Source organism: Escherichia sp. E2748 (genome assembly GCF_005781125.1).
Taxonomy (GTDB): domain Bacteria; phylum Pseudomonadota; class Gammaproteobacteria; order Enterobacterales; family Enterobacteriaceae; genus Escherichia.
This window is the reverse complement of the sequence record NZ_VATP01000037.1, coordinates 1-24773: the sequence shown is the minus strand read 5'-3', so window position 1 is coordinate 24773 and position 24773 is coordinate 1. Positions and strand designations below refer to the sequence as shown.

Below are 24773 nucleotides of genomic sequence, written 5' to 3'. Positions count from 1 at the left end.
CTTTCCTCTTTCAGAGTCAAGCGTTTATTTTCGCTTTTCTCTGCCGGAATTCTCAGGAGAATCCCGCTGACCCGGCGGCTTGTTCGCCGTTGTTCCGTGTCAGTGGTGGCGCATTATAGGGAGTTATTCTGAAGAGACAAGCGGAAAATATAAAAAATTTATCGTTCGTTCAATTCTTAAGCAAAACACCTTAAAAACGACCATTTCCGGTTGGAAATTAGACAAAAAGCGAGCCCCGAAGGACTCGCTTGTCTTATTTACTGGACGGCGACGATCCGGTCTTCATTAACTTCCAGGCGAATAACTTTACCCGGAACCAATTCACCAGACAGTATTTGCTGTGCCAGCGGGTTTTCGATCTGCTGCTGGATAGCTCGTTTCAGAGGACGTGCACCATAGACCGGATCGTAACCGTTCTCGCTCAGCAGTTTCAGCGCCTCGTCAGAAATGTGGATTTCATAACCACGTTCTTCCAGACGTTTGTACAGACGTTTCAACTGAATCTGCGCAATCGACGCAATGTGCTGTTCACCCAGCGGATGGAAGACCACCACTTCATCGATACGGTTAATGAATTCCGGACGGAAGTTATGGCTTACCACACCGAGCACCAGCTCTTTCATGTGCGCATAATCCAGTTCACCGAAGCGTTCCTGAATCAAATCGGAACCGAGGTTAGAGGTCATAATGACAACCGTATTACGGAAGTCGACCGTTCTCCCCTGCCCGTCAGTCAGACGCCCATCATCCAGTACCTGCAACAGAATGTTGAAGACATCCGGATGCGCTTTTTCCACTTCATCCAGCAGGATGACGGAATACGGACGACGACGCACCGCTTCGGTCAGGTAGCCACCTTCTTCATAACCGACATATCCCGGAGGCGCACCAACCAGACGAGACACCGAGTGTTTCTCCATAAACTCGGACATATCGATACGGACCATCGCCTCGTCGCTATCAAACATAAAGTTCGCCAGCGCCTTACAAAGTTCAGTTTTACCCACACCAGTTGGGCCGAGGAACAGGAATGAACCAATCGGGCGATTTGGATCCGCCAGCCCCGCACGGCTACGACGAATAGCGTTAGATACCGCATCAACCGCTTCGTTCTGACCAATAACGCGCTGGTGCAGTTCTTGCTCCATACGCAGCAGTTTTTCGCGCTCGCTTTCCATCATGCGAGAAACCGGAATCCCCGTCCAACGCGCCAGCACTTCAGCAATTTCGGCGTCGGTCACTTTATTACGCAACAGACGCATAGTTTTGCCTTCGAGCTGCGTTGCGGCTTCCAGTTGCTTTTCCAGTTCCGGGATTTTGCCGTATTGCAGTTCAGACATCCGCGCCAGGTCACCCACACGGCGAGCCTGTTCAATGGCGATTTTCGCCTGCTCCAGTTCCGCTTTAATGGTCTGTGTACCAGAGAGCGACGCTTTCTCTGCTTTCCACTCTTCTTCTAACTCGGAGTACTGACGTTCTTTGTCGCTCAGTTCTTCGTTGAGCATATCCAGGCGTTTTTTACTGGCTTCATCAGACTCTTTCATTAACGCCTGTTGTTCCAGTTTGAGCTGGATGATACGACGATCGAGTCGGTCGAGTTCTTCCGGTTTTGAGTCAATCTGCATACGAATGCTGGATGCTGCTTCATCGATCAGGTCGATGGCTTTATCCGGCAGCTGACGGTCAGCAATGTAGCGATGAGACAATGTCGCCGCTGCAACAATTGCCGGGTCAGTAATTTGCACATGGTGGTGCAGCTCGTAACGTTCTTTCAGGCCACGCAGAATAGCAATGGTATCTTCAACAGAAGGCTCGGCAACAAACACTTTCTGGAAGCGACGTTCCAACGCAGCATCTTTTTCGATGTACTGGCGATATTCGTCCAGCGTCGTAGCACCCACACAGTGCAGTTCACCACGCGCCAGTGCCGGTTTCAGCATATTCCCGGCGTCCATTGCGCCATCGGCTTTACCTGCGCCGACCATGGTATGTAATTCGTCGATAAACAGGATGACGTTGCCTTCCTGTTTGGAGAGATCGTTAAGCACGCCTTTTAAACGTTCTTCAAACTCACCGCGATATTTCGCCCCAGCCACCAGCGCGCCCATGTCCAGCGCCAGTACGCGGCGGCCTTTCAGCCCTTCCGGCACTTCACCATTAATAATACGCTGCGCCAGACCTTCAACGATGGCAGTTTTACCAACACCAGGCTCACCAATCAGCACCGGGTTATTTTTAGTACGACGTTGCAGTACCTGAATGGTACGGCGAATTTCTTCATCACGACCAATCACCGGATCGAGTTTACCTTGTTCGGCTCGTTCGGTAAGGTCGATGGTGTATTTTTTCAAAGCCTGACGTTGGTCTTCAGCTCCTTGATCATTCACGCTTTCACCTCCGCGCATTTGTTCAATCGCTTGAGTAATGTTGGCGGTGGTCGCCCCTGCTGCTTTCAGGATATCGGCCAGCGTGCCGCGAGACTCAAGTGCCGCCAGAACGAACAGTTCTGACGAGATAAAGTTATCACCACGTTTTTGCGCCAGCTTGTCGCAAAGATTAAGAACGCGCACCAGATCCTGTGATGGCTGGACATCGCCACCTGTACCTTCAACCTGAGGTAAACGGTTTAATGCCTGAGTGATATCTGTGCGCAACTGGCCAGCATTGATGCCAGCAGATGTTAATAAAGGACTAACCGAACCCCCTTCCTGATTCAGCAGGGCGCTCATTAAATGAAGTGGTTCGATGAATTGGTTGTCGTGCCCGAGTGCAAGTGATTGGGCATCGGCAAGAGCAAGCTGGAATTTATTAGTAAGACGATCCAGACGCATAACTCCTCCCATAACGGATCAAAGTTGCTACTGGAGATTAAATGAGGTCATCCCTCAATTATTCAAGGTTATTGACCAGATTAATGTGAAAAGAAAATCACGCGTACCGGATCGTCTTGATTCTTTAGGTTATATCAGCCAAATGAAACTTGCCATACGACCGGTGGTCTTGTCGCGACGATAAGAGAAGAAAGTCTCATTTTCCGTATATGTACAACGGTCGCCGCCGAAAATTTGCTCAACACCAACGCTCGCCAGACGCTGTCGGGCAAGCTGATAAATATCCGCCAGATACTTATCACCATGCTGAATGAAAGCTGTACTCGCGTTGGCGTCTACTTCCATAAACGCCTCGCGAACCTCCGGCCCCACTTCAAACGCGCGTGGACCGATTGCCGGCCCCAACCAGGCAAGAATGTTTTCGGGCTTATCGGCAAAGCAGGAAACCGTCTCTTCCAGCACGCCTGCGCACAGTCCACGCCAGCCAGCATGGGCAGCCGCGACTTCCGTTCCTGCCCGATTGCAAAACAGCACAGGCAGGCAATCGGCTGTCATTACGGCACAAACCGTGCCGGGTGTGTTGCTATACGAGGCATCCGCCCGTTTTGAGGTATAAGGTTCGCCAGTAAGCTTAAGCACATCTTTACCGTGTACCTGCTCAAGCCAGACCGGTTTTGAAGGCAAATTACCCGCAGCAAAAAGCCGCTTGCGATTTTCCTCGACGTGCTCCGGGTTATCACCACAATGAGCACCGAGGTTGAGCGAGTCGTAGGGCGGCAAGCTCACGCCGCCGACACGGGTAGAGCTACAGGCCGCAACACCTTTTGGCAGCGGCCACTGCGGGGCAATCAGCTTACTCATAACCAGTCCACTTCATCCTTATGCTCTTCGAAATCGGCGCGCATCACCTCAATCAGCTCCACCATATCTTGTGGAATAGGCGCATGCCATTCCATTTCAATGCCGGAGATCGGGTGATAAAGACGCAGCATGGTTGCATGAAGCGCCTGACGATCAAACTTACGCAGCGTGGAGATAAACGCTTCCGAAGCACCTTTTGGCGGACGCGGACGGCCACCATAAACCGGATCGCCCACCAGCGGATGGGTTATATGGGCCATATGCACGCGGATCTGGTGCGTACGTCCAGTTTCCAGACGCAGCCGCAGACGCGTGTGCACACGGAAGTGTTCCATAATGCGATAGTGAGTGACCGCCGGTTTGCCCATCGGATGCACCGCCATATGAGTTCGTTTGGTCGGATGGCGACTGATTGGCTCGTCCACCGTGCCACCAGCAGTCATATGACCAATTGCTACCGCTTCATACTCACGAGTAATTTCACGTCGTTGTAGAGATTCCACCAGGCGCGTCTGGGCTGGAACGGTTTTTGCCACAACCATGAGGCCTGTGGTGTCTTTATCCAGACGATGGACAATACCCGCACGCGGTACATCGGCAATGGGCGGATAGTAATGAAGCAACGCATTCAATACCGTGCCATCCGGGTTACCCGCGCCAGGATGTACCACCAGGTCGCGCGGTTTATTAATGACGATAATGTCTTCATCTTCATAGACGATATCCAGCGGGATATCCTGCGGTTCAAAACGCGCTTCTTCTTCAATCTCGGCGTTGATGGCCACCAGCTCGCCACCCAATACTTTTTCTTTCGGCTTATCACAAACTTTGCCGTTAACCAGCACGCGCTGGTCGAGGATCCATTCTTTTATTCGCGAACGTGAATAATCCGGGAACATTTCGGCTAAAGCCTGATCTAAGCGTTGACCGAGTTGGTTTTCGGACACTGTTGCAGTGAGTTCTACTCGTTGTGCCATATATACTGCTTCTTCGTTTATCGTTGGGGTTTTACGGCTTTGCCGTTTAATATAGTGTGCTATTGTAGCTGGTCTTAACCGGGAGCAGGAACAGAGAATCTCCCGTATTACATTTTGAGGAAAGTCAAAACGTCATGACGCGCATGAAATATCTGGTGGCAGCCGCCACACTAAGCCTGTTTTTGGCGGGTTGCTCGGGGTCAAAGGAAGAAGTACCTGATAATCCGCCAAATGAAATTTACGCGACTGCACAACAAAAGCTGCAGGACGGTAACTGGAGACAGGCAATAACGCAACTGGAAGCGTTAGATAATCGCTATCCGTTTGGTCCGTATTCGCAGCAGGTGCAGCTGGATCTCATCTACGCCTACTATAAAAACGCCGATCTGCCGTTAGCGCAGGCTGCCATCGATCGTTTTATTCGCCTCAACCCGACCCATCCGAATATCGATTATGTCATGTACATGCGTGGCCTGACCAATATGGCGCTGGATGACAGTGCGCTGCAAGGGTTCTTTGGCGTTGACCGTAGCGATCGCGATCCTCAACATGCTCGAGCTGCGTTTAGTGACTTTTCCAAACTGGTGCGCGGCTATCCAAACAGCCAGTACACCACTGATGCAACCAAACGTCTGGTGTTCCTGAAAGATCGTCTGGCGAAATATGAATACTCCGTTGCAGAGTACTACACCGAACGTGGCGCATGGGTTGCCGTCGTCAACCGCGTCGAAGGCATGCTGCGTGACTACCCGGATACCCAGGCTACGCGTGATGCGCTGCCGCTGATGGAAAATGCTTACCGCCAGATGCAGATGAACGCTCAGGCTGAAAAAGTCGCGAAAATTATTGCCGCTAACAGCAGCAACACTTAACAGGTGTGATATACGCAAAACGGCAGCCCTGGAGCTGTCGTTTTTTTATTCGATTTGAACGCTAACTAAAGCGATTCAGTCGCGACTGATCCTATCAAATATGGCTCGCTTTGAGACATTCCTCAAGTAAAAAAACACCTCTTCCTGCGATTTCTCACAAAAAAACTTCGTTGACAAAAAGTGACAAAATTATGAGATTTTCATCACACATTTTGACATCAGGAGCGGTATGCTGAATTCACCAAGACGGGAAGACAAGAGGTAAAATTTATGACAATGAACATTACCAGCAAACAAATGGAAATTACTCCGGCAATCCGCCAACATGTCGAAGACCGTCTCGCCAAACTGGAAAAATGGCAAACGCACCTGATTAATCCGCATATCATTCTGTCCAAGGAACCACAGGGGTTCGTTGCTGACGCCACTATCAATACACCTAACGGCGTTCTGGTTGCCAGTGGTAAACATGAAGATATGTACACCGCTATTAACGAATTGATCAACAAGCTGGAACGGCAGCTCAATAAACTGCAGCACAAAGGCGAAGCACGTCGTGCCGCAACGTCGGTGAAAGACGCCAACTTCGTCGAAGAAGTTGAAGAAGAGTAGTCCTTTATATTGAGTGTATCGCCAACGCGCCTTCGGGCGCGTTTTTTGTTGACAGCATGAAAACAGTACGGGTACTGTACTGAAGTCGCTTAAGGAAACAAACATGAAACAAACGCCGTTTTTCTTCGCATTCTTTTTTACCTTCCCCTGAATGGGAGGCGTTTCGTCGTGTGAAACAGAATGCGAAGACGAACAATAAGGCCTCCCAAATCGGGAGGCCTTTTTTATTGATAACAAAAAAGGCAACACTATGACATCGGAAAACCCGTTACTGGCGCTGCGCGAGAAAATTAGCACGCTGGACGAAAAATTGCTGGCGTTACTGGCTGAGCGGCGCGAGCTAGCCGTTGAGGTGGGAAAAGCCAAACTGCTTTCACATCGCCCGGTGCGTGATATCGATCGTGAGCGCGATTTGCTGGAAAGATTAATTACGCTTGGTAAAACACACCATCTGGATGCCCACTACATTACTCGCCTGTTCCAGCTCATCATTGAAGATTCCGTATTAACTCAGCAGGCTTTACTCCAGCAGCATCTCAATAAAATTAATCCGCACTCAGCCCGCATTGCTTTTCTCGGGCCCAAAGGCTCTTATTCACATCTTGCGGCGCGCCAGTACGCTGCCCGTCACTTTGAGCAATTCATTGAAAGCGGCTGCGCCAAATTTGCCGATATTTTTAATCAGGTGGAAACCGGCCAGGCCGACTATGCTGTCGTACCGATTGAAAATACCAGCTCCGGTGCCATAAACGACGTTTACGATCTGCTGCAACATACCAGCTTGTCGATTGTTGGCGAGATGACGTTAACTATCGACCATTGTTTGCTGGTTTCCGGCACCACCGATTTATCGACTATCAACACGGTCTACAGCCACCCGCAGCCGTTCCAGCAATGCAGCAAATTCCTTAACCGTTACCCGCACTGGAAGATTGAATATACCGAGAGTACGTCTGCGGCAATGGAAAAAGTTGCACAGGCAAAATCACCACATGTCGCTGCGCTGGGGAGCGAAGCTGGCGGTTCCTTGTACGGTTTACAGGTACTGGAGCGCATTGAGGCGAATCAACGACAAAACTTCACCCGATTTGTGGTGCTGGCACGTAAAGCCATTAACGTGTCTGACCAGGTTCCGGCAAAAACCACACTGTTAATGGCTACCGGACAACAAGCTGGTGCTCTGGTTGAAGCGTTGCTGGTATTGCGCAACCACAATCTGATTATGACCCGTCTGGAATCACGTCCGATTCACGGTAATCCGTGGGAAGAGATGTTTTATCTGGATATTCAGGCCAATCTTGAATCCGTGGAAATGCAAAAGGCGTTAAAAGAGTTAGGAGAAATCACCCGTTCAATGAAGGTATTGGGTTGTTACCCAAGTGAAAACGTAGTGCCTGTTGATCCAACCTGATGAAAAAAGCCGGATGATGTGAATCATCCGGCACAGAGTTATTACTGGCGGCTATCGTTCGCCTGACGCAATAATACGCGGCTTTCATTCTGGAAGCGTTGTGCGTAATCGCCGAACCAGTGCTCCACCTTGCGGAAGCTGTCAATAAACGCCTGCTTATCGCCCTGCTCCAGCAACTCAATCGCCTCACCAAAACGCTTATAGTAACGTTTGATCAACGCCAGATTACGTTCTGAAGACATAATAATATCGGCATAAAGCTGCGGATCCTGGGCAAACAGTCGCCCGACCATCGCCAACTCAAGACGATATATGGGCGAAGAGAGTGCCAGAAGCTGCTCAAGCTGAACATTTTCTTCTGCCAGATGCAGGCCATAAGCAAAAGTGGCAAAGTGGCGCAACGCCTGGATAAACGCCATATTCTGATCATGTTCGACGGCGCTAATGCGATGCAGTCGCGCGCCCCAGACCTGAATTTGTTCAAGAAACCATTGGTACGCTTCTGGCTGACGTCCATCACACCAGACCACGACCTGCTTCGCCAGGCTGCCGCTATCCGGACCAAACATCGGGTGAAGCCCCAGCACTGGACCATCATGCGCCGCCAGCATGGCCTGTAATGGTCCATTCTTCACTGATGCCAGATCGACCAGAATACAGTCTTGCGGTAAACGTGGTAATTTGCCAATGACTTGTTCAGTAACATGAATCGGTACACTGACAATCACCATACCGGCATCGGCAACAATCTCAGCCGCGCGATCCCAGTCATGTTGTTCAAGAATCCGCACCTGATAGCCAGAGAGCGTCAACATCTTCTCGAACATGCGCCCCATCTGACCACCGCCACCAACAATGACTACCGGACGTAGTGAAGGACAAAGCGTTTTAAATCCTTTGTCGTTTTCGCTGGAGTAGGACTCACGCATTACCCGACGCAGAACATCTTCAATCAGATCTGGCGGAACGCCAAGAGCTTCCGCCTCTGCGCGCCGCGAGGCCAGCATGGATGCCTCGCGCTCCGGTACATAAATGGGTAACCCAAAGCGGCTTTTCACTTCACCGACTTCAGCAACCAGTTCCAGACGCTTTGCTAATAAATTCAGCAGCTCTTTATCGACTTCATCAATTTGATCGCGTAATGCGGTCAACTCAGCAACCATAATAAACCTCTTAAGCCACGCGTGCCGTCAGCTGCCCATTCAGATCCTGATGAATTTCACGCAGCAAGGCATCGGTCATTTCCCAGCTTATGCAGGCATCTGTTACGGATACACCGTATTTCATTTCACTGCGTGGTTGCTCGGAAGACTGATTGCCTTCGTGGATGTTACTTTCGATCATCAGACCAATAATTGAGCGATTGCCATCTTTGATTTGGGCAACCACGGATTCTGCCACCGCAGGCTGACGGCGATAATCTTTATTGGAATTACCGTGGCTGCAATCTACCATCAGTGAGGGGCGCAGTCCCGCCTGTTCCATCTCTTTTTCACATTGCGCGATATCCGCCGGGCTATAGTTCGGTGCTTTTCCGCCACGCAGAATCACATGTCCGTCCGGATTACCCTGAGTTTGCAGCAGCGCCACCTGCCCTGCCTGATTAATACCAACAAAGCGATGCGGTTGTGCAGCGGCACGCATAGCATTAATTGCTGTCGCCAGACTGCCATCAGTGCCGTTTTTAAAACCAACCGGCATGGAAAGCCCGGATGCCATTTCACGGTGCGTTTGCGATTCCGTGGTACGAGCACCAATTGCCGACCAGCTAAACAGATCACCCAAATATTGCGGGCTGTTTGGATCTAACGCTTCCGTCGCCAACGGTAATCCCATATCTACCAGTTCCAACAGCAACTTACGTGCAATCTTTAATCCTGTTTCAACATCAAAGGAGCCATCCATATGTGGATCGTTAATCAACCCTTTCCAACCAACAGTGGTACGGGGCTTTTCAAAATAGACGCGCATCACCAAGTAGAGACTATCGCTGACCTCTGCGGCAAGGGCTTTAAATCGACGAGCATATTCCAGTGCGGTTTCAGGATCATGAATGGAGCAAGGACCACACACCACCAGCAGCCGGGGATCGCGCCCAGCGATGATATCTGAAATAGTTTTACGCGAATCAGCAATCTGGGCCTCTTGTTGTCGGCTTAATGGAAAAGCTGCCTTCAACTGTTCCGGGGTCATCAGAACCTGTTCGTCGGTAATATGTACGTTGTTCAGCGCGTCTTTTTGCATGATGGCGATCCTGTTTATGCTCGTTTGCGATAGTTGATCCTCAGCGAGGATGACGCAACGATATCACAACAAGTAAAGATTTCAATCCATATTTCGTAAATAATAGTTTACGCAAGCAATTCATATACGTTTTAACCACCAATAAATGTACAAATAAATTTACACACACAATAAAAACAATCCGCTATGCTTTGAAAAAGGAGAAAAAACAATGAAACACTTTATCGCCCCTTTGTTAGCTTTGGTTGTTAGCGGCTGTCAGATTGATCCCTATACTCACGCACCAACCTTGACCAGCACTGACTGGTATGATGTTGGTATGGAAGATGCGATATCAGGCGTTGCTATAAAAAATGACGATGCTTTTAACGATTCACAGGCTGATCGGGGGATATATCTTAAAGGATATGCCGAAGGGCAAAAGAAAACCTGCCAGGTCGATTTTACTTATGCCCGAGGGCTTTCCGGTAAAAGTTTCCCTGCCAGCTGCAACAATGTAGAAAATGCCAGCCAATTGCATGAAGTATGGCAAAAAGGAGCTGATGAAAATGCCCGCACGATGAAACTTAATTAATTTAAATCCCACCACAAAATTAATCATAAGATTTAACTTATTCGATTTTTAATTCTCTTCTGGATGACGACTACACAAAAGAATGATATTTTAATGAACATTCTGAAAAATTTTCGATGCGTTTCGAGCGAAGATGGTGAGGATCCCTGAATGCGCTTTTCTCACCTACTGTTCTTACTGCTGCTATTCCTTCTGGCAGGCGCGCCATTACTCGCTCAGGAAACCACTGACGTTGCGAAAAATGTGCGTTTAATGGTTTCCGGTATCGTAAGCTACACTCGCTGGCCGACGGTATCTGGTCCACCAAGACTATGTATTTTTTCATCTTCACGATTTAGCACCGCCCTGCAAGAGAAAGGTGCGACGCCTTTGCCTTATCTGCCTGTCATCGTTAACAGCAAACAAGAGGCGATGATTTCAGGCTGCAATGGTTTTTATTTTGGCAGCGAGTCACCGACATTCCAGACAGAATTAATCGAACAATATCCGTCTAAGGCGTTATTATTAATTGCCGAACAAAATACCGAGTGCATTATTGGCAGCGCATTTTGTCTGGTCATCAACAATAATAACGTCAGGTTTGCCGTAAACCTGGATGCCTTATCGCGTAGTGGTGTTAAGGTCAACCCGGATGTCTTAATGCTCGCACGGAAGAAAAACGATGGATAACGATAATTCTCTTCATAAGCGCCCCACGTTTAAAAGAGCATTACGCAACATCAGCATGACCAGCATATTTATCACTATGACGCTGATCTGGCTGCTGCTTTCCGTGACGTCAGTGCTAACCCTGAAACAATACGCGCAAAAAAACCTGGCACTAACCGCTGCAACAATGACTTACAGCCTGGAAGCTGCGGTCGTTTTTGCCGATGGTCCTGCAGCAACAGAAACTCTGGCCGCACTAGGTCAGCAAGGCCAATTTTCAACCGCAGAAGTGCGTGATAATCAGCAAAACATTATTGCTTCCTGGCACTACACTGCCAGAGAACCGGGAGATACCTTCAGTAATTTCATTAGTCACTGGCTCTTTCCGGCTCCCGTCATTCAGCCGATTCGCCACAATGGCGAAACCATTGGCGAAGTGCAGTTAACCGCACGCGACAGCTCAATTAGCCATTTTATCTGGTTTTCACTCGCTGTCCTGACTGCATGTATTCTGCTGGCATCAGGCATCGCGATTACCCTCACCCGCCATTTGCACAATGGTCTGGTTGAAGCGTTAAAAAACATCACCGATGTCGTACATGATGTGCGTTCCAACCGCAATTTTTCCCGACGAGTTTCGGAAGAACGTATCGCAGAGTTTCACCGCTTCGCTCTCGACTTCAACAGTCTGCTAGATGAAATGGAAGAGTGGCAGCTTCGTTTACAGGCCAAAAATGCGCAGCTTCTACGTACCGCGCTACATGACCCATTAACCGGGCTGGCTAACCGCGCAGCGTTTCGTAGCGGCATCAACACGTTGATGAACAGTACTGATGCCCGAAAAACGTCGGCATTACTGTTTCTTGATGGCGATAATTTCAAATATATCAATGATACCTGGGGTCATGCGACGGGAGATCAGGTCTTGATTGAAGTGGCAAAACGATTAGCTGAATTTGGTGGGCTGCGACATCAGGCATACCGTATTGGCGGCGATGAATTCGCTATGGTCCTCTATGGCGTGCAGTCGGAATCCGAAGTGCAGCGGATTTGCACGGCATTGACGCAAATTTTTAATCGACCATTCGATCTTAATAATGGCCATCAAACCACTATGACATTAAGCATTGGTTACGCGATGACCATTGAGCACGTCTCCGCCGAAAAATTACAAGAGCTGGCCGACCATAATATGTATCAGGCCAAACACCAGCGCGCTAAAAAGCTGGTGAAATAACAAGGAAATATCTACATGATAAAGCAACTGGTAGTTCCCCTGATGTTCTCTTCACTGATACTGACTGGCTGCCAGTCACCACAAGGGAAGTTTACTCCAGAACAAGTCGCCGCTATGCAGTCTTATGGTTTTACTGAATCCGCTGGCGACTGGTCGCTGGGCTTATCTGATACCATTCTGTTTGCTAAAAATGACTACAAACTGCTCCCGGAAAGTCAGCAACAGATCCAGACCATGGCCGCAAAACTGACCTCCACGGGCTTAACCCATGCCCGCATGGATGGACATACCGACAATTACGGCGAAGACAGTTACAACGAAGCTTTATCGCTGAAGCGGGCAAATGTCGTCGCCGATGCGTGGGCAGAAGGTGGACAAATTCCTCGCAGCAATCTCACCACTCAGGGCTTAGGGAAAAAATACCCCATCGCCAGTAACAAGACCGCACAGGGTCGCGCCGAGAACCGCCGCGTCGCTGTGGTGATTAGTGCACCGTAAACGCAATTTCAATAAATAAAAAAAGGGCCAGCCAATTGGCCAGCCCTTCTTAACAGGATGTCGCTTAAGCGAAATCTTAGTTAAGACGCTCTTTGATACGAGCAGCCTTACCAGTACGCTCACGCAGGTAGTACAGTTTAGCTTTACGAACAGCACCACGACGTTTGACAGAAATGCTGTCAACTACCGGAGAGTGAGTCTGGAAGACACGCTCAACGCCTTCGCCGTTGGAAATTTTACGAACAGTGAATGCAGAGTGCAGACCGCGGTTACGAATAGCGATAACCACGCCCTCGAATGCCTGCAGACGTTTTTTGGAACCTTCAACAACCCATACTTTCACTTCCACGGTATCACCCGGACGGAAGGAAGGTACGTCCTGCTTCATCTGCTCTTGTTCAAGTTGCTTAATAATGTTGCTCATAATTTAATCTCTTATCCTGGGTAAACTGATATCTCGGGGGCTTACGCCATCCCATCATGTTTATGTTGCTGTTGTGCGTGTTCCGTTTTGAACTCCGCCAGCAACCTTGCTTGCTCTTCAGTCAGAGCCAGGTTTTCCAGAAGTTCAGGTCTTCTAAGCCAGGTACGGCCCAGCGACTGTTTCAAACGCCAGCGACGTATCTCGGCATGGTTGCCCGACAGTAACACTGACGGAACTTCCATCCCTTCTAACACCTCAGGCCGCGTATAGTGCGGGCAATCCAGCAATCCTTCAGCAAAGGAATCTTCCGTTGCTGAGGCTTCATGTCCCAGTACTCCCGGAATAAACCGGGAAACGGAGTCAATCAGCGTCATTGCTGGTAACTCACCACCACTGAGAACGTAATCGCCGATTGACCATTCTTCGTCAATTTCGGTTTGGATCACGCGCTCATCTATACCCTCGTAGCGACCGCACACCAGAATCAATTTTTGATTCGTTGCCAGCTCGCTGACGCCCGCTTGATCAAGCTTGCGTCCCTGTGGTGACAGATAAATCACCTTTGCGCCTTCACCCGCCGCGGCTTTTGCTGCATGAATGGCGTCCCGCAAAGGTTGCACCATCATTAACATCCCCGGTCCGCCACCGTAAGGACGATCGTCCACGGTACGGTGCCGGTCATGCGTGAAGTCGCGAGGACTCCAGCTCTGGATGCTCAGCAGGCCATTTTTAACTGCCCGGCCAGTTACCCCGTAATCGGTAATTGCGCGGAACATTTCAGGAAACAGGCTAATTATGCCAATCCACATAGCGCCGTCTTTTACCGTTTATCCGGTGGTTTAAAAACCAGGATCCCAATCTACTTCGATTGAACGAGTAGTGAGATCGACTTTCTTGATAACCTGCCCATCGAGGAACGGTACGAGACGTTCCTTGATACCAAACGCATCTTTCAGGTTTGCCTTAATGACGAGAACGTCATTGGATCCGGTTTCCATCATGTCAATGACTTTACCGAGATCGTAGCCTTCAGTGGTTACTACCTGGCAGCCCATCAGGTCTTTCCAGTAGTAGTCGCCCTCTTCAAGCTGAGGCAGTTGCGATGAATCCACGACAATTTCACAATTCGTCAGCAGGTTCGCCGCATCACGATCGTCAACGCCTTTCAGCTTGATGATCATGTCCTGATTGTGGTGCTTCCAGCTTTCCAGCTGGACTTGCTGCCACTGACCCGCCTTCTGGATAAACCAGGGCTGATAGTCAAAAATGCTTTCGGCGTCTTCGGTGGAAGAAAACACTCTGAGCCACCCACGAATACCGTAAGACGAACCCATTTTTCCCAAAACGATGGGATCAACAGGTGCTTGCGCGGTGAGTTGTTTGCTCATCATGACCACCGTGACAGATTAAGCTGCTTTGTTTACTTCTTTGATCAGCGCAGCAACGCGATCAGAAATAGTTGCGCCCTGGCCAACCCAGTGAGCGATGCGATCCAGATCCAGGCGAGTGCCTTCTTCTTTTTCGCTAGCGATTGGGTTGAAGAAACCAACGCGCTCGATGAAGCGACCGTTGCGTGCATTACGGCTGTCAGCGACAACAACCTGGTAGAACGGACGCTTTTTAGCGCCGTGACGTGCTAAACGAATAGTTACCATAACATCCTCTTGTGTGAATAAAACAACCGGACCCCATCGAGGAACGGAGTCCGGTGTCATATTAAAAGCCCGAAAATTTTACTGATTTCTGGAGAAAATGCAATCAGCAGTTAATAACTCTGTCGCATAAGGTCATTTAGCGACCAGGAAATCCCGGTGGCATCATCCCTTTCATGCTTCTCATCATCTTCGCCATTCCGCCCTTCTTCATTTTCTTCATCATGCGCTGCATGTCGTCGAACTGCTTCAGAAGGCGGTTAACGTCCTGCACCTGCATACCGCAACCGGCAGCGATACGACGCTTACGCGAACCTTTGATGATTTCTGGCTTAGCGCGCTCTTTCATCGTCATCGAGTTGATGATGGCTTCCATACGCACCAGCACTTTATCGTCCATCTGCGACTTGACGTTATCCGGGATCTGCCCCATGCCCGGCAGCTTGCCCATTAGGCTGGCCATGCCGCCCATATTTTTCATCTGGCGCAGCTGCTCAAGGAAGTCGTTGAGATCGAAGCCGTCGCCTTTTTTCAGCTTGCTGGCTAATTTCTCTGCCTGCGCACGGTCAACTTTGCTTTCGATATCTTCGATCAGCGACAGAACATCGCCCATGCCGAGAATACGGGAAGCGATACGGTCCGGGTGGAACGGCTCCAGCGCCTCTGTTTTCTCGCCAACACCGAGGAACTTGATAGGCTTGCCAGTGATGTGACGAATAGAGAGCGCCGCACCGCCGCGGGCATCGCCGTCCACTTTGGTCAACACTACGCCGGTAAGCGGTAACGCTTCATTGAATGCTTTTGCCGTATTGGCAGCATCCTGACCGGTCATGGCGTCAACCACAAACAGGGTTTCAACCGGATTAATCGACGCATGGACTTGTTTGATCTCGTCCATCATCGCTTCGTCAACGTGCAGACGACCGGCGGTATCCACCAGCAGAACGTCGTAGAATTTCAGTTTGGCTTCTTTCAGCGCCGCGTTAACGATATCTACCGGTTTCTGACCAACATCAGAAGGGAAGAAATCAACGCCCACCTGCTCTGCCAGCGTCTCAAGCTGTTTGATTGCCGCCGGACGATAAACGTCGGCAGAAACAACCAGCACTTTCTTCTTGTGCTTCTCGCGCAGGAACTTACCGAGTTTGCCCACGCTGGTTGTTTTACCGGCACCTTGCAGGCCCGCCATCAGCACGACCGCAGGCGGTTGCGCAGCCAGATTCAGGGTCTGGTTCTCTTCGCCCATCGCCGCAACCAGTTCGTTACGGACGATTTTGACGAACTCCTGCCCCGGCGTCAGGCTCTTATTAACTTCATGACCAACCGCTTTCTCTTTTACGCGATTGATAAACTCACGCACTACCGGCAGAGCGACGTCCGCCTCCAGCAGCGCCATGCGCACTTCGCGCAGCGTATCTTTTACGTTGTCTTCAGTGAGGCGTCCACGGCCACTGATATTGCGCAGCGTGCGCGACAAACGATCGGTTAAATTATCAAACATTGTCTCTCGCCTGGGGTGGAAACGGTTGGCCGCAATCGCGACACATCATCAGTATTTTGCCGCAGTATAACATGAAGGCGTCTTTGTTGTTATGCAACGGTTGGAGCAGCGTTCACCTGACGCTATACTGCTTCTCTTTCTTATTGCTCAAACTGTCGACATTACTATGCCCGTTTTTGCTCTGCTCGCGCTTGTCGCCTACTCCGTCAGTCTTGCGCTGATTGTTCCCGGTCTGCTGCAAAAAAACGGCGGCTGGCGGCGCATGGCTATTATTTCTGCGGTCATCGCGCTGGTCTGCCACGCAATCGCTCTGGAAGCCCGCATCCTGCCCGACGGTGATAGCGGACAAAACCTCAGCCTGCTGAATGTTGGTTCATTGGTCAGTTTGATGATCTGTACGGTAATGACCATTGTGGCTTCTCGCAATCGTGGCTGGTTGCTGCTACCCATTGTCTATGCCTTTGCGCTTATCAACCTGGCGCTGGCGACCTTCATGCCCAATGAATACATTACCCATCTGGAAGCCACGCCCGGGATGCTGGTGCACATTGGCTTATCGCTCTTTTCCTACGCCACGCTGATAATTGCCGCCCTGTACGCGTTGCAACTGGCATGGATTGATTACCAACTGAAGAACAAAAAGTTGGCATTCAGTCAGGAAATGCCGCCATTGATGAGTATCGAGCGTAAAATGTTCCACATTACGCAGATTGGCGTGGTGCTGCTAACGCTTACTCTTTGCACTGGCCTGTTCTACATGCACAACTTATTTAGCATGGAAAATATCGACAAGGCTGTGCTCTCTATCGTGGCGTGGTTTGTCTATATTGTGCTGCTGTGGGGACATTATCATGAAGGATGGCGTGGACGCCGCGTCGTCTGGTTTAACGTCGCGGGTGCGGTCATTCTGACACTGGCCTACTTCGGCAGCCGAATTGTCCAGCAGTTAATCAGCTAAACCCAGAAAAGGAGTTTCCCCTGGAACACATTTCTACTACTACGTTGATCATTATTCTGATCATCATGGTGGTCATTTCAGCCTATTTTTCCGGGTCCGAAACCGGAATGATGACACTCAACCGCTATCGTCTGCGGCATATGGCAAAACAGGGCAATCGCTCGGCCAAACGCGTCGAAAAATTGCTGCGTAAGCCAGACCGCCTGATAAGCCTGGTGTTAATCGGCAATAACCTGGTCAATATTCTTGCCTCCGCGCTCGGCACTATTGTTGGGATGCGTTTGTACGGCGATGCGGGCGTGGCAATTGCGACTGGTGTGCTGACTTTTGTCGTACTGGTTTTTGCTGAGGTATTGCCGAAAACCATTGCCGCGCTGTACCCGGAAAAAGTCGCTTATCCGAGTAGTTTTCTGTTAGCACCGCTGCAAATTTTGATGATGCCGCTGGTCTGGTTGCTGAACGCTATTACCCGCATGTTAATGCGCATGATGGGTATCAAAACCGATATCGTGGTTAGCGGCTCTTTGAGCAAAGAAGAGTTGCGCACTATCGTGCATGAATCGCGCTCACAAATTTCCCGTCGCAATCAGGATATGTTGCTTTCGGTACTCGATCTGGAAAAAATGACTGTCGATGACATCATGGTGCCACGTAGTGAAATTATCGGTATTGATATCAACGATGACTGGAAATCGATTCTGCGCCAACTCTCCCACTCACCTCACGGGCGCATCGTGCTCTACCGTGATTCGCTGGACGACGCCATCAGTATGCTGCGTGTGCGTGAAGCCTGGCGGTTGATGTCGGAGAAAAAAGAGTTCACCAAAGAAACCATGCTACGCGCCGCGGACGAGATCTATTTTGTCCCGGAAGGCACGCCACTCAGCACGCAGCTGGTCAAGTTTCAGCGCAACAAAAAGAAAGTCGGCCTGGTCGTCAACGAGTATGGAGACATTCAGGGGCTGGTGACGGTTGAAGATATTCTCGAAGAGATAGTTGGTGATTTCACCACATCCATGTCGCCAACACTTGCCGAAGAAGTCACTCCGCAAAACGACGGTTCGGTGATTATCGATGGCACCGCCAACGTGCGAGAAATTAACAAAGCCTTTAACTGGCATCTACCGGAAGATGATGCTCGAACTGTTAACGGCGTCATTCTGGAAGCGCTGGAAGAGATCCCTGTTGCAGGCACCCGCGTACGTATTGGCGAGTACGATATCGATATTCTCGACGTACAGGACAATATGATTAAGCAGGTAAAAGTTTTTCCTGTAAAACCGCTGCGCGAGAGTGTGGCGGAGTAACGAAAACGGCCCGGCATTCGCATGCTGGGCCGTGATTTATTACGAAAACAAAAATTAAGCTTTTGCTTTCGCTACAGTAACCATCGCTGCGCGAATCGTACGACCATTCAGCGTATAACCCTTCTGCATAATGCCCAGTACGTTACCTGGCGCAACGTCATCAGATTCCACCATTGCGATGGCCTGATGCACATTCGGGTCCAGCGGCACGTTAGTTTCGGCGATCACTTCAACGCCAAACTTACGCACAACATCCAGCATCGACTTCAACGTCAGCTCAATGCCTTCAACCATCGCGGACATATCCGGGTTAGCTTTATCAGCCACTTCCAGCGCACGATCCAGGCTATCAATCACCGGCAGTAATTCGTTGATGAATTTCTCCAGCGCAAATTTGTGGGCTTTTTCGATATCCAGTTCAGTACGACGACGCAGGTTTTCCATTTCGGCTTTTACGCGCAAAATACCGTCACGTTCACGGGTCTGAGCTTCAGCCAGCTGAGCTTCGAGATTCGCAATTTTTTCATCGCGCGGATCCACCTGCTCAGCAGAAGCTTCTGGCTCAACTGCCTCAATCTCTTCGTGCTGATCCATGATAATTTCTTCCGGGGCTTGCCCCTCAGGCGTTTTCTGTTCTTTACTACTCATGAATTTCTCCGCGTTTTTTTCGCATTCATCTCGCTAACTTCGCTTATTATGGGGATCAGTTTCAGGGTTTCAAGGGAAGCACTCACATTGTCATCAATCTTCGCAACAAGGACCTCGGAAAAATGAATAATCATTTCAAGTGTATTGGCATTGTGGGACACCCACGGCACCCTACTGCACTGACAACACATGAAATGCTCTACCGCTGGCTGTGCACAAAAGGTTACGAGGTCATCGTTGAGCAACAAATCGCTCACGAACTGCAACTGAAGAATGTGAAAACTGGCACGCTCGCGGAGATTGGGCAACTGGCTGATCTCGCGGTAGTTGTTGGAGGCGACGGTAATATGCTGGGCGCGGCGCGCACACTCGCCCGTTACGATATTAAAGTTATTGGAATCAACCGTGGCAACCTGGGTTTCCTGACTGACCTTGACCCCGATAACGCCCAGCAACAATTAGCCGATGTGCTGGAAGGCCACTACATCAGCGAGAAACGTTTTTTGCTGGAAGCACAAGTCTGCCAGCAAGATTGCCAGAAACGCATCAGCACAGCGATTAACGAAGTGGTACTTCACCCAGGCAAAGTTGCGCATATGATTGAGTTCGAAGTATATATCGACGAGATCTTTGCGTTTTCTCAGCGTTCCGATGGTTTGATTATTTCGACACCTACAGGCTCTACTGCCTATTCCCTCTCGGCAGGGGGACCAATACTGACGCCTTCTCTGGATGCAATAACCCTGGTGCCAATGTTCCCGCATACGTTGTCAGCGCGGCCGCTGGTGATAAACAGCAGCAGCACTATCCGTCTGCGTTTTTCGCATCGCCGTAACGACCTGGAAATCAGCAGCGACAGTCAGATAGCGCTGCCGATTCAGGAAGGTGAAGATGTCCTGATTCGTCGCTGTGATTATCATCTGAATCTGATTCATCCGAAAGATTACAGCTATTTCAATACATTAAGCACCAAGCTCGGTTGGTCAAAAAAATTATTCTAATTTTACGCCAGCCTCTTTACTGTATATAAAACCAGTTTATACTGTACACAATAACAGTAATGGTTTTTCATACAGGAAAACGACTATGTTGGCACAACTGACCATCAGCAACTTTGCTATCGTTCGTGAGCTTGAGATTGATTTTCACAGCGGCATGACCGTAATAACCGGTGAAACCGGCGCGGGTAAATCTATTGCGATAGATGCCCTCGGCCTTTGTCTCGGTGGTCGCGCTGAAGCCGACATGGTGCGTACCGGCGCTGCTCGCGCTGACCTGTGCGCCCGTTTTTCACTGAAAGATACGCCAGCGGCTCTGCGCTGGCTGGAAGAAAACCAACTGGAAGATGGCCGTGAATGCCTGCTTCGTCGCGTAATCAGTAGCGATGGTCGCTCCCGTGGTTTCATCAACGGTACAGCTGTTCCTCTGTCACAACTGCGCGAACTGGGTCAGTTGCTGATTCAGATCCATGGTCAGCACGCTCATCAATTACTCACCAAATCCGAGCACCAAAAATTCCTGCTTGATGGCTATGCCAATGAAACCTCTCTGCTCCAGGAAATGACCGTACGTTATCAGTTGTGGCATCAAAGCTGCCGCGACCTCGCGCACCATCAACAACTAAGTCAGGAACGCGCCGCCCGTGCGGAACTGCTGCAATACCAATTAAAAGAACTTAACGAATTTAATCCGCAGCCCGGAGAGTTTGAGCAAATTGACGAAGAGTACAAACGTCTGGCGAACAGCGGTCAATTACTGACTACCAGCCAGAATGCATTGGCATTAATGGCCGACAGTGAAGACGCAAACCTGCAAAGTCAGCTTTACACGGCTAAACAACTGGTGAGCGAATTGATTGGCATGGACAGCAAACTGTCCGGCGTACTTGATATGCTGGAAGAAGCTACCATCCAGATTGCTGAAGCCAGCGACGAACTGCGCCACTACTGCGATCGTCTGGATCTCGATCCCAACCGTTTGTTTGAACTTGAACAGCGCATCTCAAAACAGATTTCGCTGGCACGTAAACATCACGTCAGCCCTGAGGCATTGCCACAGTATTACCAGTCGCTACTGGAAGAACAGCAGCAACTGGATGATCAGGCCGACTCACAAGAAACGCTCGCGCTGGCGGTAACGAAACATCATCAGCAAGCACTGGAAACGGCACGCGCGTTACACCAGCAACGCCAGCATTATGCAAATGAGTTGGCACAGCTGATCACCGATAGTATGCATGCACTCTCTATGCCGCATGGGCAGTTTACGATTGATGTTAAATTTGACGAGCATCACCTGGGCATTGACGGTGCCGATCGTATTGAGTTTCGGGTAACCACCAACCCAGGTCAGCCAATGCAGCCTATTGCCAAAGTCGCATCCGGTGGTGAATTGTCCCGCATCGCATTGGCAATCCAGGTCATTACCGCGCGTAAAATGGAAACCCCGGCACTGATTTTTGATGAAGTGGATGTAGGGATTAGCGGCCCGACAGCGGCAGTCGTCGGCAAACTGCTACGTCAGCTTGGCGAATCAACCCAAGTGATGTGCGTTACCCATTTGCCGCAAGTCGCAGGATGCGGTCATCAACACTATTTTGTCAGCAAAGAAACCGATGGCGCGATGACCGAAACTCATATGGAGTCGCTGGACAAAAAAGCGCGGTTACAGGAGCTGGCGCGCCTGCTTGGTGGCAGTGAAGTCACACGTAACACACTGGCGAATGCGAAAGAACTGCTTGCGGCGTAAACTTTTTTCCTGCTTCACGGTCAGAGTAAACAGCAAAACGCCGTAAGACCGGAAAGCAAAAGGTTTTAAAGTGATGAAAGGTCTATTATCATCGGCATATTACAGATGAGCCACGTACTGCTCGGGCCCGAAAAGGAATCAAATCACTATGCGCTGTAAAACGCTGACTGCTGCAGCAGCAGTACTATTGATGTTGACCGCAGGCTGTTCCACTCTGGAGCGAGTGGTTTACCGTCCTGACATCAACCAGGGGAACTATCTGACCGCTAACGACGTATCCAAAATACGTGTTGGCATGACGCAACAACAAGTTGCGTACGCATTGGGTACACCGCTGATGTCCGATCCATTTGGTACGAATACCTGGTTCTATGTGTTCCGTCAGCAACCAGGTCATGAAGGTGTAACGCAGCAAACGCTGACGCTGACCTTTAACAGTAGCGGAGTGTTGACCAACATTGATAACAAACCTGCGCTGACTGGTAACTAGTAATAAAGTTGCTCTCAAAGACGTTAAAAAAGGTGCTCAATGAGCACCTTTTTTCTGGTTGTTATTTATTCGCCGATTTTTCTGCTCGTTGCCTGCGAAGCTCTTTCGGGTCGGCAATGAGAGGACGATAAATCTCCACCCGATCGCCATCATGCACGGTATCGCTCAGTTTTGCTGGGCGGCTGTAAATGCCGACTTTGTTTTTAGTTAAATCGATATCGGTACGCAATTCCAGCAAGCCACTGGCGCGAATTGCTTCTTCAACCGTCGCGCCCTCCTGCAAACTTACCCGTTGCAGGTATTGCTTCTCGGGTAATGCGTAAGCCACCTCAACGGCGATTTTACCTGGCACTGTAGACCTCTTTTGCACGAACAGTAAAAGCCTGCACCATATTAGCTGCCAGCTCTTTAAACACACGGCCAAAGGCGAGTTCAATCAACTTATTGGTAAACTCAAAGTCGAGATGAAACTCAATACGGCACGCGTCTTGGCTCAACGGCGTAAACTTCCAGCCGCCGATCAATTTCTTAAACGGTCCATCAACCAGACTCATGAGGATACTTTGGTTACTGGTCAACTGGTTGCGGGTTGTAAACGTTTTGCTGATCCCAGCCTTAGACACATCTACCGCAGCGGTCATCTGCCCAGGAGTGGACTCCAGAATCCGGCTTCCAGTACACCCTGGTAAAAACTGAGGATAAGACTGAACGTCATTCACTAACTGATACATTTGCTCCGCGCTGTAGGGTACCAGTGCGGTCCGGCTAATCTGAGGCATAACAATTTCCATCAACAAAAATCCAACAAATAATATCATTTATCCTGCAGTAAAAAAAACGCTATCCCGGCGCTGGGTAACATCCGGTTCATGCTAAGATAGAGCCTTGTCCCCCGCAGGATTGATATGGGGTATTTTCGATTTCAGATTACCGATGATTCACGACGCTTATGACGAAGAAAAAAGCACATAAACCTGGTTCAGCGACCATCGCGCTTAACAAGCGCGCCCGTCACGAATACTTTATTGAAGAAGAGTTCGAAGCGGGACTTGCCCTGCAGGGCTGGGAAGTTAAATCCCTGCGCGCAGGAAAAGCCAATATTAGCGACAGCTATGTCCTTCTGCGCGACGGAGAAGCGTTCCTGTTTGGAGCAAACATCACGCCGATGGCAGTGGCTTCCACGCACGTGGTGTGCGACCCTACTCGCACCCGCAAACTGCTTCTCAACCAGCGCGAACTTGACTCTCTCTATGGCCGAGTGAACCGTGAAGGTTATACCGTAGTGGCGCTCTCCCTGTACTGGAAAAATGCCTGGTGCAAAGTAAAAATCGGCGTCGCGAAAGGTAAGAAACAACACGATAAACGTTCTGATATCAAAGAACGCGAATGGCAGGTTGATAAAGCACGTATCATGAAAAACGCGCACCGTTAAACCTATATAAGCGATACTAATCAAAGCTTCACCGCGCCTCCCTATCCGGTGGCGCGAATGAACATCTTGTCGACTGTCAAGTCTTACACTGATGTAGCCATCCCATTGCTTAATCGAAGAAAAATCATACTATGCAGGCGCTAATTCCAGGATGATAACGCCTTTGGGGCTAGTCATGGCGCTCAAAAATCTGGTATACTTAACGTTACACATTGGGGCTGATTCTGGATTCGACGGGATTTGCGAAACCCAAGGTGCATGCCGAGGGGCGGTTGGCCTCGTAAAAAGCCGCAAAAAATAGTCGCAAACGACGAAAACTACGCTTTAGCAGCTTAATAACCTGCTTAGAGCCCTCTCTCCCTAGCCTCCGCTCTTAGGACGGGGATCAAGAGAGGTCAAACCCAAAAGAGATCGCGTGGAAGCCCTGCCTGGGGTTGAAGCGTTAAAACTTAATCAGGCTAGTTTGTTAGTGGCGTGTCCGTCCGCAGCTGGCAAGCGAATGTAAAGACTGACTAAGCATGTAGTACCGAGGATGTAGGAATTTCGGACGCGGGTTCAACTCCCGCCAGCTCCACCAATCATGATTGGATGGTGTTATCACAACACCAACAAAAACAGGAAGTTAGCAGTCTCAGCAGGACACCGACCAGACGGTGAGGAGACAAAAAGGATACGCAACGGAGTCGCGACTCCCTGTGACATTAAAGCCCGCTGATGCGCAATGCCGTTCACTTAAGCGGAGCAGTGCTGCGTTTCACCGGATAACGGGTTTTTGATATCTTAACTGCCCTCGGCCTTGATGGTCGGGGGCGTTTTGTTATGAACACTGCTTCCAGAGCACCCCGCAG

Annotated in this window: 27 protein-coding genes, 1 other RNA gene and 1 other annotated feature; of the genes, 15 read left to right on the top strand and 13 right to left on the bottom strand. The window is 49.9% G+C overall.

What is annotated here, in order from left to right; translation table 11 throughout:
• Positions 1-257: 257 nt before the first annotated feature.
• The 3 genes from clpB to rluD all read right to left on the bottom strand — a co-directional run bounded on the left by clpB (position 258) and on the right by rluD (position 4669).
• Positions 258-2831: an ATP-dependent chaperone ClpB gene (gene clpB / locus FEK42_RS21345; protein ID WP_130259644.1), complete on the bottom strand. Its 2574-nt coding sequence runs from the start codon at positions 2829-2831 to the stop codon at positions 258-260.
• Positions 2832-2960: 129 nt separating this feature from the next.
• Positions 2961-3692, bottom strand: coding sequence for a purine nucleoside phosphorylase YfiH (gene yfiH / locus FEK42_RS21340; RefSeq protein ID WP_135492909.1), 732 nt, complete (start codon positions 3690-3692; stop codon positions 2961-2963).
• The gene (gene rluD / locus FEK42_RS21335) at positions 3689-4669 is read right to left on the bottom strand and encodes a 23S rRNA pseudouridine(1911/1915/1917) synthase RluD (RefSeq protein WP_115438707.1); all 981 of its coding nucleotides are present in this window, start codon (positions 4667-4669) and stop codon (positions 3689-3691) included. Before rluD ends, yfiH begins: the two co-directional genes overlap by 4 nt.
• Before the next feature lie 134 nt (positions 4670-4803).
• Between rluD and bamD the strand changes: the two genes are divergently transcribed.
• From bamD to pheA, 4 genes are all read left to right on the top strand, one after another.
• On the top strand, positions 4804-5541 hold the full coding sequence (gene bamD / locus FEK42_RS21330) for an outer membrane protein assembly factor BamD (protein ID WP_000197686.1): 738 nt from the start codon (positions 4804-4806) through the stop codon (positions 5539-5541).
• A gap of 270 nt (positions 5542-5811) precedes the next feature.
• On the top strand, positions 5812-6153 hold the full coding sequence (raiA, locus tag FEK42_RS21325) for a ribosome-associated translation inhibitor RaiA (RefSeq protein ID WP_000178461.1): 342 nt from the start codon (positions 5812-5814) through the stop codon (positions 6151-6153).
• A 102-nt stretch (positions 6154-6255) separates the two neighbouring features.
• Positions 6256-6381 (top strand) — a sequence feature (Phe leader region).
• Positions 6257-6304 carry a pheA operon leader peptide PheL gene (gene pheL, locus FEK42_RS21320; protein ID WP_100229775.1) on the top strand — a complete coding sequence of 16 codons (48 nt, stop codon included), beginning with the start codon at positions 6257-6259 and terminating at the stop codon, positions 6302-6304. (Overlaps the previous feature by 48 nt.)
• A 22-nt stretch (positions 6382-6403) precedes the next feature.
• On the top strand, positions 6404-7564 hold the full coding sequence (gene pheA / locus FEK42_RS21315; RefSeq protein WP_130208153.1) for a bifunctional chorismate mutase/prephenate dehydratase: 1161 nt from the start codon (positions 6404-6406) through the stop codon (positions 7562-7564).
• 41 nt (positions 7565-7605) lie between these two features.
• Here pheA and tyrA read toward each other — a convergent pair whose 3' ends face one another.
• On the bottom strand, positions 7606-8727 hold the full coding sequence (gene tyrA, locus FEK42_RS21310; protein WP_131162448.1) for a bifunctional chorismate mutase/prephenate dehydrogenase: 1122 nt from the start codon (positions 8725-8727) through the stop codon (positions 7606-7608).
• A gap of 10 nt (positions 8728-8737) precedes the next feature.
• Positions 8738-9808 (bottom strand): 3-deoxy-7-phosphoheptulonate synthase AroF, encoded by a 1071-nt coding sequence (aroF, locus tag FEK42_RS21305; protein WP_130208149.1) that lies wholly within the window; start codon positions 9806-9808, stop codon positions 8738-8740.
• Between the two features lie 211 nt (positions 9809-10019).
• Between aroF and FEK42_RS21300 the strand changes: the two genes are divergently transcribed.
• The 4 genes from FEK42_RS21300 to FEK42_RS21285 all read left to right on the top strand — a co-directional run bounded on the left by FEK42_RS21300 (position 10020) and on the right by FEK42_RS21285 (position 12765).
• Positions 10020-10382 (top strand): DUF2799 domain-containing protein, encoded by a 363-nt coding sequence (locus FEK42_RS21300; protein WP_131162447.1) that lies wholly within the window; start codon positions 10020-10022, stop codon positions 10380-10382.
• Between the two features lie 150 nt (positions 10383-10532).
• Positions 10533-11051, top strand: a complete 519-nt coding sequence (locus FEK42_RS21295; RefSeq protein ID WP_135492910.1) for a YfiR family protein — start codon at positions 10533-10535, stop codon at positions 11049-11051.
• Entirely contained in the window at positions 11044-12267 is a 1224-nt protein-coding gene (gene dgcN, locus FEK42_RS21290; protein WP_130208143.1) for a diguanylate cyclase DgcN, read from the top strand. Before FEK42_RS21295 ends, dgcN begins: the two co-directional genes overlap by 8 nt.
• 15 nt (positions 12268-12282) lie before the next feature.
• Entirely contained in the window at positions 12283-12765 is a 483-nt protein-coding gene (locus tag FEK42_RS21285; protein WP_130261275.1) for an OmpA family protein, read from the top strand.
• A 76-nt stretch (positions 12766-12841) separates the two neighbouring features.
• Here FEK42_RS21285 and rplS read toward each other — a convergent pair whose 3' ends face one another.
• From rplS to ffh, 5 genes are all read right to left on the bottom strand, one after another.
• The gene (gene rplS / locus FEK42_RS21280) at positions 12842-13189 is read right to left on the bottom strand and encodes a 50S ribosomal protein L19 (protein ID WP_000065253.1); all 348 of its coding nucleotides are present in this window, start codon (positions 13187-13189) and stop codon (positions 12842-12844) included.
• Between the two features lie 41 nt (positions 13190-13230).
• On the bottom strand, positions 13231-13998 hold the full coding sequence (trmD, locus tag FEK42_RS21275; protein WP_000264781.1) for a tRNA (guanosine(37)-N1)-methyltransferase TrmD: 768 nt from the start codon (positions 13996-13998) through the stop codon (positions 13231-13233).
• Positions 13999-14028: 30 nt separating this feature from the next.
• Positions 14029-14577, bottom strand: coding sequence for a ribosome maturation factor RimM (rimM, locus tag FEK42_RS21270; RefSeq protein ID WP_000043330.1), 549 nt, complete (start codon positions 14575-14577; stop codon positions 14029-14031).
• Between the two features lie 18 nt (positions 14578-14595).
• Entirely contained in the window at positions 14596-14844 is a 249-nt protein-coding gene (gene rpsP, locus FEK42_RS21265) for a 30S ribosomal protein S16 (protein WP_000256450.1), read from the bottom strand.
• Positions 14845-14980: 136 nt separating this feature from the next.
• Positions 14981-16342 carry a signal recognition particle protein gene (gene ffh / locus FEK42_RS21260; protein WP_000460035.1) on the bottom strand — a complete coding sequence of 454 codons (1362 nt, stop codon included), beginning with the start codon at positions 16340-16342 and terminating at the stop codon, positions 14981-14983.
• Between the two features lie 166 nt (positions 16343-16508).
• Between ffh and FEK42_RS21255 the strand changes: the two genes are divergently transcribed.
• The gene (locus FEK42_RS21255; protein WP_024165303.1) at positions 16509-17300 is read left to right on the top strand and encodes an inner membrane protein YpjD; all 792 of its coding nucleotides are present in this window, start codon (positions 16509-16511) and stop codon (positions 17298-17300) included.
• A gap of 20 nt (positions 17301-17320) precedes the next feature.
• Positions 17321-18607 (top strand): HlyC/CorC family transporter, encoded by a 1287-nt coding sequence (locus FEK42_RS21250; RefSeq protein WP_010723175.1) that lies wholly within the window; start codon positions 17321-17323, stop codon positions 18605-18607.
• 54 nt (positions 18608-18661) lie between these two features.
• On the opposite strand, the gene grpE is transcribed toward FEK42_RS21250, so the two are convergent.
• Entirely contained in the window at positions 18662-19255 is a 594-nt protein-coding gene (gene grpE / locus FEK42_RS21245; RefSeq protein WP_001296310.1) for a nucleotide exchange factor GrpE, read from the bottom strand.
• 122 nt (positions 19256-19377) lie between these two features.
• Here grpE and nadK point away from each other — a divergent pair, with 122 nt between their 5' ends.
• The 3 genes from nadK (at position 19378) to bamE (ending at position 22493) form a co-directional block, all read left to right on the top strand.
• The gene (gene nadK / locus FEK42_RS21240; RefSeq protein WP_135492911.1) at positions 19378-20256 is read left to right on the top strand and encodes an NAD(+) kinase; all 879 of its coding nucleotides are present in this window, start codon (positions 19378-19380) and stop codon (positions 20254-20256) included.
• An 85-nt stretch (positions 20257-20341) separates the two neighbouring features.
• Positions 20342-22003, top strand: coding sequence for a DNA repair protein RecN (recN, locus tag FEK42_RS21235; RefSeq protein ID WP_135410300.1), 1662 nt, complete (start codon positions 20342-20344; stop codon positions 22001-22003).
• A 148-nt stretch (positions 22004-22151) separates the two neighbouring features.
• Positions 22152-22493 (top strand): outer membrane protein assembly factor BamE, encoded by a 342-nt coding sequence (bamE, locus tag FEK42_RS21230; protein ID WP_135410301.1) that lies wholly within the window; start codon positions 22152-22154, stop codon positions 22491-22493.
• Between the two features lie 61 nt (positions 22494-22554).
• On the opposite strand, the gene FEK42_RS21225 is transcribed toward bamE, so the two are convergent.
• On the bottom strand, positions 22555-22845 hold the full coding sequence (locus FEK42_RS21225; protein ID WP_135410302.1) for an RnfH family protein: 291 nt from the start codon (positions 22843-22845) through the stop codon (positions 22555-22557).
• Positions 22835-23272 carry a type II toxin-antitoxin system toxin RatA gene (ratA, locus tag FEK42_RS21220; RefSeq protein ID WP_001339419.1) on the bottom strand — a complete coding sequence of 146 codons (438 nt, stop codon included), beginning with the start codon at positions 23270-23272 and terminating at the stop codon, positions 22835-22837. The genes FEK42_RS21225 and ratA overlap by 11 nt, the downstream gene beginning before the upstream one ends.
• Before the next feature lie 170 nt (positions 23273-23442).
• On the opposite strand from ratA, the gene smpB reads away from it, so the two are divergent.
• Together smpB and ssrA are read left to right on the top strand one after the other, a co-directional pair.
• Positions 23443-23925 (top strand): SsrA-binding protein SmpB, encoded by a 483-nt coding sequence (smpB, locus tag FEK42_RS21215; protein WP_000162574.1) that lies wholly within the window; start codon positions 23443-23445, stop codon positions 23923-23925.
• Positions 23926-24139: 214 nt separating this feature from the next.
• Positions 24140-24502: a transfer-messenger RNA gene (gene ssrA / locus FEK42_RS21210) on the top strand.
• Positions 24503-24773 lie beyond the last annotated feature (271 nt).

Bases quoted from the DNA above. Each gene is read 5' to 3' on its own strand.
- clpB (WP_130259644.1), bottom strand. From the start codon at position 2,831: ATGCGTCTGGATCGTCTTACTAATAAATTCCAGCTTGCTCTTGCCGAT.
- yfiH (WP_135492909.1), bottom strand. From the start codon at position 3,692: ATGAGTAAGCTGATTGCCCCGCAGTGGCCGCTGCCAAAAGGTGTTGCG.
- rluD (WP_115438707.1), bottom strand. From the start codon at position 4,669: ATGGCACAACGAGTAGAACTCACTGCAACAGTGTCCGAAAACCAACTC.
- bamD (WP_000197686.1), top strand. From the start codon at position 4,804: ATGACGCGCATGAAATATCTGGTGGCAGCCGCCACACTAAGCCTGTTT.
- raiA (WP_000178461.1), top strand. From the start codon at position 5,812: ATGACAATGAACATTACCAGCAAACAAATGGAAATTACTCCGGCAATC.
- pheA (WP_130208153.1), top strand. From the start codon at position 6,404: ATGACATCGGAAAACCCGTTACTGGCGCTGCGCGAGAAAATTAGCACG.
- tyrA (WP_131162448.1), bottom strand. From the start codon at position 8,727: ATGGTTGCTGAGTTGACCGCATTACGCGATCAAATTGATGAAGTCGAT.
- aroF (WP_130208149.1), bottom strand. From the start codon at position 9,808: ATGCAAAAAGACGCGCTGAACAACGTACATATTACCGACGAACAGGTT.
- FEK42_RS21300 (WP_131162447.1), top strand. From the start codon at position 10,020: ATGAAACACTTTATCGCCCCTTTGTTAGCTTTGGTTGTTAGCGGCTGT.
- FEK42_RS21295 (WP_135492910.1), top strand. From the start codon at position 10,533: ATGCGCTTTTCTCACCTACTGTTCTTACTGCTGCTATTCCTTCTGGCA.
- dgcN (WP_130208143.1), top strand. From the start codon at position 11,044: ATGGATAACGATAATTCTCTTCATAAGCGCCCCACGTTTAAAAGAGCA.
- FEK42_RS21285 (WP_130261275.1), top strand. From the start codon at position 12,283: ATGATAAAGCAACTGGTAGTTCCCCTGATGTTCTCTTCACTGATACTG.
- rplS (WP_000065253.1), bottom strand. From the start codon at position 13,189: ATGAGCAACATTATTAAGCAACTTGAACAAGAGCAGATGAAGCAGGAC.
- trmD (WP_000264781.1), bottom strand. From the start codon at position 13,998: ATGTGGATTGGCATAATTAGCCTGTTTCCTGAAATGTTCCGCGCAATT.
- rimM (WP_000043330.1), bottom strand. From the start codon at position 14,577: ATGAGCAAACAACTCACCGCGCAAGCACCTGTTGATCCCATCGTTTTG.
- rpsP (WP_000256450.1), bottom strand. From the start codon at position 14,844: ATGGTAACTATTCGTTTAGCACGTCACGGCGCTAAAAAGCGTCCGTTC.
- ffh (WP_000460035.1), bottom strand. From the start codon at position 16,342: ATGTTTGATAATTTAACCGATCGTTTGTCGCGCACGCTGCGCAATATC.
- FEK42_RS21255 (WP_024165303.1), top strand. From the start codon at position 16,509: ATGCCCGTTTTTGCTCTGCTCGCGCTTGTCGCCTACTCCGTCAGTCTT.
- grpE (WP_001296310.1), bottom strand. From the start codon at position 19,255: ATGAGTAGTAAAGAACAGAAAACGCCTGAGGGGCAAGCCCCGGAAGAA.
- nadK (WP_135492911.1), top strand. From the start codon at position 19,378: ATGAATAATCATTTCAAGTGTATTGGCATTGTGGGACACCCACGGCAC.
- recN (WP_135410300.1), top strand. From the start codon at position 20,342: ATGTTGGCACAACTGACCATCAGCAACTTTGCTATCGTTCGTGAGCTT.
- bamE (WP_135410301.1), top strand. From the start codon at position 22,152: ATGCGCTGTAAAACGCTGACTGCTGCAGCAGCAGTACTATTGATGTTG.
- ratA (WP_001339419.1), bottom strand. From the start codon at position 23,272: ATGCCTCAGATTAGCCGGACCGCACTGGTACCCTACAGCGCGGAGCAA.
- smpB (WP_000162574.1), top strand. From the start codon at position 23,443: ATGACGAAGAAAAAAGCACATAAACCTGGTTCAGCGACCATCGCGCTT.